The sequence below is a fragment of the Burkholderia sp. ABCPW 11 genome, from assembly GCF_001523445.1.
GTDB lineage: Bacteria > Pseudomonadota > Gammaproteobacteria > Burkholderiales > Burkholderiaceae > Burkholderia.
Genome location: NZ_LOVM01000041.1, coordinates 40,369 through 53,786, shown reverse-complemented (window position 1 = coordinate 53,786; position 13,418 = coordinate 40,369). Strand labels below are relative to the sequence as shown.

The 13,418-nt window shown below is 71.2% G+C and carries 8 protein-coding genes; 4 read left to right on the top strand and 4 right to left on the bottom strand.

The window, feature by feature from the left end; translation table 11 throughout:
* Positions 1-15: 15 nt before the first annotated feature.
* The 4 genes from WS61_RS17515 (at position 16) to WS61_RS17500 (ending at position 3,547) form a co-directional block, all read left to right on the top strand.
* The gene (locus WS61_RS17515) at positions 16-228 is read left to right on the top strand and encodes a glycine zipper 2TM domain-containing protein (protein WP_011545020.1); all 213 of its coding nucleotides are present in this window, start codon (positions 16-18) and stop codon (positions 226-228) included.
* Positions 229-443: 215 nt separating this feature from the next.
* On the top strand, positions 444-698 hold the full coding sequence (locus tag WS61_RS17510) for a hypothetical protein (protein ID WP_027784015.1): 255 nt from the start codon (positions 444-446) through the stop codon (positions 696-698).
* A gap of 149 nt (positions 699-847) precedes the next feature.
* The gene (locus WS61_RS17505; RefSeq protein WP_059501871.1) at positions 848-1,774 is read left to right on the top strand and encodes a DMT family transporter; all 927 of its coding nucleotides are present in this window, start codon (positions 848-850) and stop codon (positions 1,772-1,774) included.
* Between the two features lie 492 nt (positions 1,775-2,266).
* Entirely contained in the window at positions 2,267-3,547 is a 1,281-nt protein-coding gene (locus tag WS61_RS17500) for an EAL domain-containing protein (protein ID WP_059502103.1), read from the top strand.
* Positions 3,548-3,597: 50 nt separating this feature from the next.
* Here WS61_RS17500 and arfB read toward each other — a convergent pair whose 3' ends face one another.
* Genes arfB through recC form a run of 4 tightly spaced genes read right to left on the bottom strand, consistent with a single transcriptional unit; the run spans position 3,598 to position 13,338 of the window.
* The gene (gene arfB / locus WS61_RS17495; RefSeq protein WP_059501869.1) at positions 3,598-4,002 is read right to left on the bottom strand and encodes an alternative ribosome rescue aminoacyl-tRNA hydrolase ArfB; all 405 of its coding nucleotides are present in this window, start codon (positions 4,000-4,002) and stop codon (positions 3,598-3,600) included.
* Entirely contained in the window at positions 3,999-6,302 is a 2,304-nt protein-coding gene (locus WS61_RS17490) for an AAA family ATPase (protein ID WP_059501867.1), read from the bottom strand. The genes arfB and WS61_RS17490 overlap by 4 nt, the downstream gene beginning before the upstream one ends.
* Complete coding sequence (gene recB / locus WS61_RS17485; protein WP_059501865.1) at positions 6,299-10,003, bottom strand: exodeoxyribonuclease V subunit beta; 3,705 nt, start codon at positions 10,001-10,003, stop codon at positions 6,299-6,301. Before recB ends, WS61_RS17490 begins: the two co-directional genes overlap by 4 nt.
* Positions 10,000-13,338 carry an exodeoxyribonuclease V subunit gamma gene (gene recC, locus WS61_RS17480; RefSeq protein WP_059501863.1) on the bottom strand — a complete coding sequence of 1,113 codons (3,339 nt, stop codon included), beginning with the start codon at positions 13,336-13,338 and terminating at the stop codon, positions 10,000-10,002. Before recC ends, recB begins: the two co-directional genes overlap by 4 nt.
* Between the last annotated feature and the right edge of the window lie 80 nt (positions 13,339-13,418).

Below are 13,418 nucleotides of genomic sequence, written 5' to 3'. Positions count from 1 at the left end.
ACAAGGACAACGATCATGAACTCGATTCGGCGTTTTGGGGTATGCGCGCTCCTCGTCGCGACGGTGGCCAGCCTGTCGGCCTGCGATTCGATGTCGCGACGCCAGCGCGATACGGCAATCGGTGCGGGTGTCGGCGGCGTCGCCGGCGCGGCGATCGGCGGCAACGCGCTGTCGACGCTGGGCGGCGCGGCGGCCGGCGGCATCATCGGTAACCAGGTCGGCAAGTAAAGCAGTCGCATCGGCCGGTTGGGCGTCGCCCAGCCATCGGCAGGTCGGTTCAAACGGCGTTTCCGCACTGCGGAAGCGCCGTTTTCGCATGCGGCATCGCAGCCGGCCCGGCCGCGACCCGGAAATGATCGGTTACCGTTTCTCATACCGTGTCATCGGTACTCGGCCTAAGCTTCAAGCATCTGCCGATGGCCGGCTTTCGCCGGAGACACATCATGAACAGGACCTTCGTCGCCGCGGCGCTCGCCTGCACGACGCTCGCCGGCTGCTATTACCCGTACGGCTACTATCCGGGCGGCTATTACACGGCGGCGCCGGTGCCGGTACAGCCCGCGCCCGTGTATGTCGATCCCGGCCCCGCCTACTACTATCCGGCCCCGGCGTATGCGCCCGCGTGGGGCAGTTATTGGGGCCCCGCGCTGTCGCTCAATTTCGGCTTCGGCGGACGCGGCGGCTGGCGTCATCACTGATCGACCGCGCCGCGTGCGTGTGGCCGGCCGTCCGCCGCCGGTGCCAAACGGCGGAATTCCCGTTTCTTGTCGTTTCATTCGATCGTGAAACGACGGTGCGGTAACGCGGTGTAAGATTCGTCGCATCCCGTCCCCGCCCTCGCCGATCGATGTCGCCCAAGAACGCTTTCCTGCTGACCGTGCTCGCCGCCCTGTGGGGCGCATCCTTCCTGTTCATCCGGATCGGCGTGGTCGATTTCGGCGTCGCGCCGCTGATGGCGCTGCGTGTAGGCATCGGCGCGCTGTTTCTCGCGGGCTTCGCGCTGACGCGCTTCAAACCCGCCGATCTCGGCGCCCGGCTGCGCCGTCATGCGTGGCCGCTGTTCGTCGTCGGCGCGCTGAATTCGGGCATCCCGTTCTGCCTGTTCGCGTTCGCCGAACTGACGCTGTCGGCCGGCGTGACGTCGGTGATCAACGCGACGACGCCGCTGTGGGGCGCACTCGTCGCTTACCTGTGGCTGAAGGACAAGCTGTCGCTGCCGCGCGCGCTCGGCCTCGTCATCGGGTTTGCCGGCGTGCTCACGCTCGTGTGGAACCAGATCGCGAACGCGCACGGCGACACGGGCGCCAGCGCGACCGCGCTCGCTGCGGCGGCCGCGCTCGGCGCGACGCTGCTGTACGGCATCGCGGCCAACTATACGAAACGCAAGCTCGGCGGCGTCGATCCGCTCGTCAACGCAACCGGCAGCATGATCGGCTCGACCGTCCTGCTGCTGCCGTTCGCGATCGCGACGTGGCCGGCCGCGCCGGTCGGCGCGCACGCATGGGGCGCGGTGCTCGCCCTCGGCATCGCGTGCACGGGCATCGCGTATTTCATCTTCTTCTACCTGATCGCGCATATCGGGCCCGCCCGCGCGATTACCGTGACGTTCGTGATCCCGGTGTTCGGGCTGCTGTGGGGCGCGCTGTTCCTCGGCGAACACGTGTCGGCCGTGATGATCGGAGGCTGTGCGATCGTGCTCGTCGGCACCGCGCTCGCAACCGGCGTGATCAAGCGGATTCCCGGCGTCCGACCGCGCGGCGGCGAAGCGGCGTGACGATCGGCGCGCCCGGCGCGCAGAAATCGCCGGCCGCCGCGCGGCCATGCCGATGGCGACGCGACGCGGGTGCGCTAACGCGCCGCCGGTCGCACCGCGGCGCGCGGGCATTCGACTCATTCGTCTGACGGCAGCGGCCGGCCGCCGGGATTTCCCGCATCGGCTCGCATCGGGCGGCAGCGACGCACGGTCATGCCGCCGCCTTGTCGCGGGATCGTCATCCGCCGCCGCGGCGCGCTTCGTTTCGCGACGGTCATGCACCGTACGCATGCACGCGGGGCCGGTCGCCGCGCCGCAGCGCGCGGGCCGCAATCGCGGTGTACCGTTTGCGTCTGGAGTTACCCTGATACGCGCTCCGCGGCAATCCCGTTACACTCGGAACACTCATCCGCAGAAGGCGGTCTCGATGCCTCCCGTTCTTTCGCGTCCGCCAGCGCATGCGGCTGCATCGGCGTGGCGGTACGCCGCCGCCCGCTCCCGGGCACCGTTGACATGAAGTCCTCCCGCGACCTGTCGCTCGACGCCCTGCTCGAACGCCTCACGCCGACGCCCCACGGCTGGCTCGCCACCTACCGCACCACGACATTGCGCAGCGTGTTCCAGCCCGTGCTGTCGATCACGCACAAGCGCGTCGTCGGCTACGAGGCGCTGCTGCGCGTCGTCGACGGGAACGGCGCGCTGGTGTCGCCCACCGCCCTGTTCGACAAGACGCGCGGCGACGCCGACGCGCTGCTTCTCGACCGGCTCGCGCGCTGCCTCCACACGGCCAACTTCGTCACGCAAGGAATCGGCGACGGCTGGCTATTCCTGAACGTGACGCCGCGCGTGCTCGACACGGGCCTCGTGCAGCGCGAGTTCGTCGAGGCGCTGTGCCGGCATTTCGCCCTGCCGCCGAACCGCATCGTGCTGGAAGTGGTCGAGCAGCCGGCACGCGACGAAGCCGCGCTTGCCCGCACGATCGACATGATCCAGCATCGCGATTTCCTGATTGCGATCGACGATTTCGGCACGGGGTTCTCGAACTTCGACCGCGTGTGGCGGGCGCGGCCCGACATCGTGAAGCTCGACCGCTCGCTCGTCGAGCGTTCGACCGCCTCGGCCGACGATCGCCGCATCATGCATCACCTCGTGTCGATGCTGCACCAGGCCGGCGCGATGGTGCTGGCCGAAGGCGTCGAAAGCGACGACGCACTGCAGGCGCTGATGGAAGCCGACATCGATTTCGTGCAGGGTTTCCAGTTCGGCCAGCCCGATGCATCGATCGCGCACGCGAGCGCGGCGGCGCCCGCGATGCTCGATGCCGCGTGGCGGCGCTTCATCGCCCGCCGGCACACGCCGGTGATCGCCCAGCAGCCGGGCTTCGATGCGATCGAACGGCTCGTGCTCACCGGTGCGGCCGCGTTTTCGGCGAGCGGCAACCTGCAGGACGCCGCGCAACGCGTGTTCGCGGTGCCGGCCGCGCGACGCGTGTTCGTCACGGACGAGACCGGCGAACAGTTCCTGCCTTCGATCGGCGCACCGCCCGACGACAGCCAGGCGAGCGTGACCCGCCTCGCGCCGCTATTCCCGGAAACCCACAGCAACTGGTCGCGGCGCCCGTATTTCCAGCGCGCGATCGCCGCCCCCGGGCGCGTCGCACTGATGGGCCCTCACTTCTCGCTGACGGAAGGCCGCGACTGCTATACGGCCGCCGTCGCGATCCGCGCGCAGAGCCGGCTCGTCGTGTTCTGCGTCGACTTCGTGCTCGACAGTGCGGGAACCGTGATGCGTTAGCCGCCGCGCGCGGCGGACGATCGCATGCGACGCACGTCTGCGATCATTGGTCAGTCGACCACCTTCCCGCGCCCCGACTTCACCACGCTGCGGCGCGACTTGTGCTCGAGCCGCCGCTCCTTCGACGCGCGCGTCGGCCGCGTCGCGACCCGGACACGCGGCGTGTGCGCGACGCTGCCGATCAGCGCATCGAGCCGCGCGAGCGCGGCCTCGCGGTTTTTCTCCTGCGTCCGATATTCCTGCGACTTGATCACGACGATGCCGTCGCGCGTGATGCGCTGGTCGGACAACGCGAGAAGCCGCTCCTTGATGACCGGCGGCAGCGACGACGCGCGGATGTCGAAGCGCAGATGAATCGCGCTCGACACCTTGTTCACGTTCTGCCCGCCCGCGCCCTGCGCGCGCACGGCCGTCCATTCGACCTCGGCCGGATCGAGCGTGTAGCGAATCATCATCGCGAAGCCTCCGTACGGCGCCGGGCGAGCGCCTCGTCGACGCGGGCCGCGAGCCCCGAATCGCGCTGCGTGCGCGTCGCGACCGCCTGCGCCAGCACGCGCCGCGGCCCGATCACCTGCACGCGCGTGCGTGCGCGCGTGACGGCCGTATAGACGAGCTCGCGCGTGAGCACCCGGCCGAACGACGCAGGCAGCACGAGCGCGGCTTCGTCGAATTCCGAGCCCTGCGATTTGTGCACCGTCAGCGCGAACGCCGTTTCGTGCGGCGGCAGCGCGGCCGGCGACACCGCACGCGCGGCGCCATCCGCACGCCGGAACCACACGCGCAGCACACCGTGCGCGTCGGGCAGCGCAATGCCGATGTCGCCGTTGAACAGCCCGAGCGCATAGTCGTTGCGCGTGACCATGATCGGCCGTCCGGTGAACCAGTGCGCGCCGACCGCGAGCGGCACGCGCGCCGCATGCCGCACGTGCGCGGCCACCAGCGCATTGACGTGTTCCGCCCCGCGCGAGCCGCTGCGGGTCGCGCACAGGATCCGGAACCGGTTGAGCGCGTCGAACAGCGGTAGCGGATCGGGCGCCGGCGCGGCCAGCGCGTCGCGCAATGCATCGAGGTATGCGCCGAAACGCCGCGCGAGCCGCTCGACCGTCGACGACGCCAGCGTGTCGCCCGCATCGTCGTGAAACGATGCGGCTGCCGAGTCGTCGGCGGGCAGCGCATCGAGCGCCGCCTGCACGTCGCCGCGGCGGATCGCGAGCGACAGCCGGCCGATCGGCGAATCGAGACCGAAGCGGTAATTGCGTTCGAGCCACACGACGCAGTCCGCGAGCGGTGCCGGAGCGGGCGTGCCGACGGACGCGGCAGCGGCTTCGCCGGCCAATGGCGATGCGGCCGCCGTCGTCGACGCCAGCGCCGCATCGTCTGCGTGGAACGGCGCCAGCTCGACGGTGTCGAGCCAAGCGAGTTCGTCGGCCTCGATCCAGGCCGGCGCATTGCCCGGTGCGCCGGCATCGGCCGGTGCCGACTCGGATGACGGCGACGGCGCGATGTCGGCCGACGACGCTTCGGCATCCTGCGGTTCGTCGTCGAAGAGCGACGCCTGTCGCGCATCGACTTTCGGCCGAGGCGCCGATTTGCGCGCAACAGGCGCGGATGCCGATGGCAACGCCGAAGCCTGTGCGGAAGCGGATGCCGGATGCGCGCGCGCATCCGCTGCCGGCGCGGCTTCGTCCGGCACCGGCAACGCCGCGACGAATGCCGCCTCGTCGATGTCCAGCGCCTGCGCGATGCGCTTGCGGGCCGCGGCGGTGAACGCCGGCCGTGCGCTCAGCTCCGCGAACACGGCGCCAGCCTCGACCGCGGCCAGTTGATCCTTGTCGCCCAGCAACACGAGCCGGGCGCCCGGTGCGAGCGCGTCGAGCAGATGCGCGGCGAGCGCGACGTCGATCATCGACGCCTCGTCGACGACGATCAGATCGTACGGCAACGGATTGTCGCGATGATGCCGGAAGCCGGCCGTCCCGCCGCCGCCCAGCAGCCGATGCAGCGTATAAGACGTGTCGGGCAGGCGCGCCGCGAGTTCGGGCGGCAAATCGCCGGCGCGTGCGTGCAGCGCCTCCTGCATCCGCTGCGCGGCCTTGCCGGTCGGTGCGGCCAGCGCGATGCGCAGCCCCGGATGCGCATCGAGCAGGCAGGCCAGCACGCCGACGACGGTCGTGGTCTTGCCCGTGCCCGGCCCACCGCTGACGATCGTCACGCGGCCGGTCAGCGCGACGATCGCCGCCACGCGCTGCCAGTCGACTTCGCCGGTGGCCGGCCCGAAGTAACGAGCGAGACTGTCGCGCAACCGGTCGGGCGACAGGCTTTCGTCCGGCGCGGCGACACCGGCCTGCGCGACGAGCGCATCGGCGAGCCGCCGTTCGTAATCGAAATAGCGCGACAGGTACAAATGATCGAGCCGGTCGACGATCAGCGGCCGTTCGTCGCCGCGTGCGAGCGTGCCGAACGCGACCACGCCGCTCGCGGCCAGCGACGCACGCACCTCGTCGAGCGACGCTTCGTAGCGCTGCGCGAGCGCGCCAAGCGCGACGCACACGTGGCCGCCGGCGGTCGCACGGCTCGTCGCGAACGCGGCGCGCGCGGCCCAGCGCGCCGCCGCGGCCGGCGCACCGGCACGGCGCGCGAGGTCGCCGATGCGGCGCGCGAAGCCTTCCGCGAGCGCGATGCCGAAATCGACCGGCTCGGGCAGCCGCGCGACGAGGCCGCCGGTGAATTCGAGCATGTCGTCGGACGCGGTCATGCGCGGCCCCCTTCCATCATCCGGTCGAGTGCGTCGACGAGTGCACGCGCGGGCCGCCGCGCGTGCACGCCGGCCGGCTCGCCGCCGCTGCGCCAGCCGGGCCGCACGCCGCGCACGAACAGGTACAGGTAACCGGCGATGTGCGTGTCGTAGTCGTAATCGGGCAGCCGGCCGCGCAGGTAGCGATGCAGCGCGACCGTATAGAGCAGCGCCTGCAGGTGATACGCGTGATCGGCCATCGCGACATCGAGCGCGCGCGGGCCATAGGCATCCGGCGTCGTGCCGAGGTGGTTCGACTTCCAGTCGACGATCCAGAAACGGCCGTCGTGTTCGACGATCATGTCGATGAAACCCTTGATGAAACCGGCGAGCGTGCCCGCCTCCAGTGCAACGTCCGGATAGCCGTGCGCGACCAGCAGCCGGCGCAGCGCCGTCAGGTCGAGCGACGGCGCCGGGAACAGGAAACCCATTTCGTCGAGCCGCCTGGCCGGATCGAGATCGGCGAGCCGCATGCCCGGCACGAGCTCGGTGTGCACGACGTCGTCGACGAGCCGCGCCATCATCGCCGGCAGGCGTGCCGCAAGCGCCGGCTCGGCCTCGACCGGACGGTCGTGCAGCGCGCCGAGCGCGGCCTTGTGCCACGATTCGGGCTCCGCGAACCGGCTGAGTTCGAACAGGCGGTGCAAGCATTCGCCGGCCGCCGCACCGCGCGGGAACATGAGGATGTCGTCGTCAGGCGGAGCCGTCACCGTGTCGGCCAGTATCGGTTCGCCGTCCGGCGCCACCGCGGCAAGCGCATCGTGATCGGGCCGCAATTCGTCGTCGGGCACGGCCGCGACGCCCGCCTCCTCGCGCGCCATCGACGCGGTCAACGAGCTGAAGCTCGCCATCCGCCACGCATCGCGCAGGATGCGCGTCGCATGGCGCGCCGCGAGCGTCTGCGACGCATCGTGCCCGGCCGCGAGACGCTCGCGGCGCGCAGGCACGGGCAGCGGCGCGATGCTCACGGGGCCGCCCGCGAGCGCGCGCCATGCCGCATCGAGCGCGGCCTCGTCGGGCGGCTCGTCGAGCCACGCGTCGAACGCATGGCCGGCACCCGCGACGAGCCAGTTGAGCACGCTGCGCCGCGCTTCGCGCGTCGAGCGCGACGACAGGTAGGGCCCGGCGACGACATAGCAGCGATACACCGCGCGCGTGAGCGCCACGTAGACGAGCCGCGCGCGTTCCGCGGCCTGCTCGCGCAGCGCCTGCCGCGCCGCGTGTGCAGCCGCCTCGTCGTCGCATCCGTAATGCAGCACCGCATCGCCCGCGTCGTCGTGATACTCGCGCGCATCGGGCAGCGCGGACGACGGCGGCTCGCGCAACCCGCCATCGTTCAGGAACGGACAGAACACGATCGCGTATTCGAGCCCCTTCGACTTGTGCACCGTGACGATCTGCACCAGGTTGCGATCGGATTCGAGCCGCAGTTGCGCTTCCTCGCCGCCGCCGTCGAGCCGTTGCGCGGCGAGCCAGCGCAGCGTCGGCGCGATGCCGGGCTGTGCGGATGCCCGCGCTTGCGTCAACTCGGCCAGATGGTTGATGTCGGTCACGCGGCGCTCGCCGTCCGCCCCCGCCATCAGCCGTTCGGCGATCAGCAGCTCGCGCGTGAACGTGCGCCACATCACCGCGAAACCGCGTTCGCGCCACAGCAGCCGATACCGCGAGAAACGCTCGACCCAGCTCATCGCATCGGCGCTGTCGGCCGGCGACGCGCCAGGTGGCGCATCGCCGTCGCCCTGCTCCATGCGCCACAGCGCGCCGGCGTCGAGCCCGAACCAGTCGGACGCGAGCGCCGCGCGCAAACGCCGCAGGTCGCCTGGCGCATCGATCGCCGCCAGCACGCGTTCGAGCTGCTCGGCGTCGCCGGTCGAGAACACCGATGCCTGCGCCAGCTCGACGCTGCCGATGCCCCACGTCGCGAGCACGCGCTTCACGAGGCTACCCTGCCGGTGCGTTTGCACGAGCACCGCGATGTCGCCAGGCGACAACGGCGTGTCCCCCAGCCGCACGCGCCCTTCACGTGCGCCGCGCATCAGCCGCGCGATCTCCGCCGCGCAGGCCTGGGCAGCCTGCGCTTGCGCGTCGCGCTTGAGCAACGTGCCTTCGCCGCCCGGCAGCGCCCATATCCGGAAATCGCCGGCCGGCCCCGGATCGGTCTCGTCGACGAACGGCGCCCGCACGCGCGTGCCGGCGCGCACCGCGTAATAGTCGAGCCCGTCGAGCACGAATGCGCGCGGATTCGACATGAAGAAGCGGTTGCACGCATCGACGATCGCGGGCGTCGAGCGCTGATTGACCGCGAGCGTGTAGCACGCACTCGCCCGTGCGCGCGCGGCGAGATAGGTATGCAGATCGGCCGCGCGGAAACTGTAGATCGCCTGTTTCGGATCGCCGACGAGGAACAGCGGGCCGCCCGGCGCGAAGATCCGGTCGAAGATCGCGAACTGCAGCGGATCGGTATCCTGGAACTCGTCGATCAGCGCGGCCGGATAGCGTGCGCGCAGCGTGTCGGCGAGCCACGGATGCGCGTGCAGCGCGTGATACAGGTTCGCGAGCAAATCGTCGAACGACACGACGCGCCGCGTGCGCTTGCGCTCGGCCAATTCGCCCGGCGCCATGTCGAGCCATTCGGCGATCAACGCGAGCCAGCGCGCGCGCTGTGCGGCCTCGGCCGCGGCCACGGCCGCTTCGAGCGCGTCGGCCACCTCGAAGAACGCGTGTGCGGGCGTCGCACCGCCTTTTTTCGTCGCCTTCGTCAGCGCGGTTTGCGTGAGCTTCAGTGCGGCTTTCGGCAGTGCGGCCGTCGCATCGCCCTGCTCGAAATGCACCGCCCACGCCGCGAGCGCATCGGCGAGCGCGTCGGGCTTGTGCGAGCGTTGATTGAGCGCGGGCTGCGCGGCGCGCAGCAGCGCATCGATCGCGTCGCGCTCGGCAGCCCACATGCGCGCGGCTTCCGCGAAGCATTCGGCTGCGGCCGCTTCGGCCGATTCGTCCGGCTCGGTCACGCCGTCCCAGCGCAACGCGGCAAGCGGCTTCTTCAGCCGGCGTGCGAGCTGCGCATCGAGCGCGGCCGGGCCGGCCCCCGATTCGACGAGCCAGGTCGCGAAGCCCGGCCAGCGCGCGGCTGCCGGTTCGACGCGCGTGCGCCAGAAATCCGCGGCGAGTTCGAAGCGCAGCGACGCATCGTCGGCCTCCATGTCGAACGCGAACGGCATCGCCGCCGCGAACGGCGCCTCCTGCAGCGCGCGCTGGCAGAACGCGTGGATCGTATGGATCGCGGCCTGGTCGAACGCGCGCAGCGCGCGCCGGATCCGCTTCGCAGCCGTCTCGGGATCGAGCGCGCCGTCGACGCCGAGCGTGGTCTCCCACAGACGCGCGATGAACGGATCGCCGCCGTCGTCGCCCGTGTCGAGCGCATGCGCAAGCTGCGCGAGCCGGCTGCGAATCCGCTCGTGCAGTTCGGCCGTCGCCGCTTTCGTGAAGGTCACGACGAGGATTTCGTCCGCGCCGAGATCCTTTTCGAGCAGCAGGCGCACATACAGCGCGCAGATGTTCCACGTCTTGCCGGTGCCGGCCGACGCCTCGATCTGGTTGACACCGTCGAGCGGGCACGCGAACACGTCGAGTTCGAGCGCCTGCGGCTGCGACACGGCGCTCATGCGACCTCCTTCAGATGCTCGACGAGCGGCTCGAACACGAGCCGTGCGAGCGTGCCGAACGGCTCGTCGAGCGACGGATGCGCGCCGCGCCATGCGATCGCGATGGCCGGATCGTCGGCTTCGCTGACCACCCGCTCGTTGATCCACACGCTCGCGGCCTTGGCCTCGCCGTCGGACACCCGCGCCCACGCGCTGCGCGGGAAAAACCGCAGCGGCATGCGCCGCCCCGCGCGAAACAGCGCGGCCAGCGGCGCGAGCCGTTCGAGCGGCGCCGCGACGGGCGTCAGCTCGAACGCACCGTCGCTGCCGAACCACAGCGTGCGGCGTGGGCCGCCGGGCTCGACCGCACAGTAGACGAGATGCGCGAGCCAAGCGGACAGGTAATCGCGCGCACTGGGCCGCGCATAGCGATAGATGACCTGCCCGGCCGGCGTCAGCCGATTCAGCGTGCCATGCAATTCGAGCGGCGCGCCTACCGCGTCGGCCGCCAGCATTGCGTCGTCGGCGCCGAACAGCGCCTGCTCGGTATCGGGCCACGCCGGCACGACGGTGAGCGAGAACGGCCGCCGCTCGATGCCGTCGGCCAGTGCACGGCGCACGTTCGACGCAAGCTGCGTCATCGAACCGAGCGCCTGATCGCGCCACACCGCGCCCGTCGCGCCGCCGGGCAGTTCGGGGCTCGCGTCCGCAATGCGCAGCGCATGATCGTGCACGCCGCCGTCGCCCGCTTCGATCAGGAGCGGCAGCACGCGCTCGGCAAGCGCGTCGCTGCCGGCGAAGTCCAGCGCGAACGGCTCGGTATCGAGCAGTTCGGCCTGCGCATCGGCCAGCACGATGCCGAGCCGGCCGCGCAGCAACGCACGCGCCGGATGGCGCCAGAAACGTTCGAATTCGCTGAACGCGACGGGCTCGACCGGCTCCGCCGGCAGCGGCTGCGCGAAGAACGGCTGCTCGCGCGGCCCGTCGCGCGACGCCTCGGCGGCCAGCAGCGACGCGAGCGTCGCCCGCTCGGCGTCATACGAAACGAGGCCGCTGCCCGGCTGGAAATACGCGGCCGCGAACGGTTGCAGCGGATGCTCGACGATGAACGCGCGGCGCGCGGCATCGACCGCGTCCGGTGCGGCGCCGGGCCCGGCCGTGACGTCCGCGAGATGATCGAGCAGTTCGTCGACCAGCGCCGCGGGCGGCAACGGCGCGTTGTCGCGAATGCTGCGGCCCGTATAGGCGATCAGCAACCGGTCGCGGGCGGCGAGCAACAGGTCGAGAAACAGATTGCGCTCGTCGTCGCGGCGCTGCCGATCGCCCAGCTTCGGCAGCACGGCCATCAGGTCGAACTCGTCCGCGCGCGCGAGGCTCGGCAGCACGCCGTCATCCATTCCGAGCAGGCAGACGACGCGATACGGCAGCCCGCGCAAGCTCGTCAGCGACGAGAACGTGACGCCGCCCCACGGCACGCCGCCGCGGGCCGGATCGTCGAGCGCCGCGGTGAGCCCCGCGCGGACGACGGCCGCCGGCAACGCCTCGTCGGGCGCGCCCTCCGTCATCGCGGCCAGCATCGCGTCGAGCGCGTCGCGCACGCCGGCCAGCGCGTCCGCATACGCGGCGCCCGAGTCGAAGAAGCGCGCGAGCGTGTCCGCAAACAGTTCGCTCCAGCCGCGCGGCGTGTGCGACTCCGCGAGCCGCCGCGCGAAGCCGTCGAGATCGTCGGTAAACCGTGCGAGCCGGCCGAGCAGTTCGGCCTCGCTGCCCGTGGCCGCCTCGATCGGCAGCCACGCACCGATCGGCGCCGCCCCTTCGGGCATCGCATAGCCGAGAAAGAGCCGCGCGAGCGCATCGGAGAACGTATGGCGCGGCGCAGGCACGGCCGCGTCGTCGCTCGCGAGCGGCGACAGCCCGCGCCGCGCGCCGGCGGCCGCGAGCCAGGTCTGCACCGTTTCGAGCGCGGCCGCGTCGATGTCGTAGCGCGCGGCCACCGCATCCACGCGCAGCCATTCGACCAGCTCCGGCGCGCCGACCTGCCGCTCCGGCAACGCGAGCCAGTCGAGCAGCACGCGTGCGACCGGATTCGCCTGCGACGGCGGCAGGCCGGTGATCCGGTAAGGCACCCGCGCACCGCCGGCGCCGGCCGTGCCGAACACCGCGTCGATCAACGGCCCGGCCGCGGCGAGATCGGCCACCGCGACGAGCACGTCGGACGGCTGCAGGCTCGCATCGGCGTCGAACCACGCGAGCAGCCGGTCGTGCAGCACCTCGAGCTGGCGCGCGAGGCTGTGGCACACGTGCACCTCGATCCCGCGCTCGACCGGCGTGTCGCCGAGTTCGGCCTCCGGTTGCAGTTCGAGGATCGCGTTCTGCACGCGCGCCAGCCAGGTAGGCGCGGGATTCTCGACGAAACGCGACGCATCGCCTGACGCGGCGCTTTCGGTCAGTTCATGCAGCATGTGCAATTGCGCCTGCGTCTGCCTGCCCCATTCGGCGAGCAGCGGATGGCCGACCTCCTGGTAATCGCGCCGCCCGGCCGCATCGAGCGCCTCGGCGTGCGCGGCGGTCACGATGTCGAACCAGAATTCGCGGCACGGATTCAGCGCGTAGACGCGCACGTCGATCCAGCGCGACAGTTCGCGCAACAGCGCGACGTGCAGCGGCGGCATCGTCGGCAACGCGAACACGCTGACCGATTCGGGCCAGTCGGCGCGCGCGAGCGCATCGGCATCGAGATGGCGCGCTTCGACGAGGAAGCGGTGCGCCGGCGGCGTACCGCTGTCGCTCAGCTCGGCGAGCAGCGCGCGCCACAGCGCGGCCTGCCAGCGCTCGTCGTCGCGTGCGGCGTCGCTGATCCCGCGCGGCGCGCCGTCGCCCGCGAGCACCGATTCGCCGGCCTGCCACGCGGCCAGCCATTCGGGGCGATAGGTCAGGTAATGATCGAGCACGGCCGCGACGCGATGAGCCAGTTCGTAGCGCATCGCATCGTCGGAGGCCGACAGATACGCGGCCAGCCGCGGCGACGCGAGCCACGGCGCACCGTCGGCCGCCTGCGCGAACAGCCGGTAGCAGCGCCACACGAGCCGGTCGGGCGCGAACGGCGAGCGCGCGGGCACCGTCAGCACACGGCCGATCTGCGCCCACAGCCACTGCGCGAGATACGTGAATTCGACGTTCGCGCACACGCCGTTGCGCGCGGCGATGTCGAGCTCGAGGCGGCGGCGCAGCGCCGCGCTCGGCACGATGACCTGTTGCGGCGCCCACGGGCCGTTGCGGGCCGGAAACGCGGCCAGATCTTCGAGCAGCGCGTCGGCCAGCGTTTCGTGACGGTTCGAATAGAAAAGATGGAGCATGAAGCGGGCGTCGGAACCTCGCACCGGCGGGATCGGGCGAACAGGATCACCAAGGATAGCAAATGGGCCGCCGCCGCGAA

Excerpts from the sequence above, each read along its gene's own strand:
- WS61_RS17500 (WP_059502103.1), top strand. The coding sequence starts at position 2,267 with ATGAAGTCCTCCCGCGACCTGTCGCTCGACGCCCTGCTCGAACGCCTC.
- WS61_RS17510 (WP_027784015.1), top strand. The coding sequence starts at position 444 with ATGAACAGGACCTTCGTCGCCGCGGCGCTCGCCTGCACGACGCTCGCC.
- recC (WP_059501863.1), bottom strand. The coding sequence starts at position 13,338 with ATGCTCCATCTTTTCTATTCGAACCGTCACGAAACGCTGGCCGACGCG.
- WS61_RS17490 (WP_059501867.1), bottom strand. The coding sequence starts at position 6,302 with ATGACCGCGTCCGACGACATGCTCGAATTCACCGGCGGCCTCGTCGCG.
- WS61_RS17515 (WP_011545020.1), top strand. The coding sequence starts at position 16 with ATGAACTCGATTCGGCGTTTTGGGGTATGCGCGCTCCTCGTCGCGACG.
- recB (WP_059501865.1), bottom strand. The coding sequence starts at position 10,003 with ATGAGCGCCGTGTCGCAGCCGCAGGCGCTCGAACTCGACGTGTTCGCG.
- WS61_RS17505 (WP_059501871.1), top strand. The coding sequence starts at position 848 with ATGTCGCCCAAGAACGCTTTCCTGCTGACCGTGCTCGCCGCCCTGTGG.
- arfB (WP_059501869.1), bottom strand. The coding sequence starts at position 4,002 with ATGATGATTCGCTACACGCTCGATCCGGCCGAGGTCGAATGGACGGCC.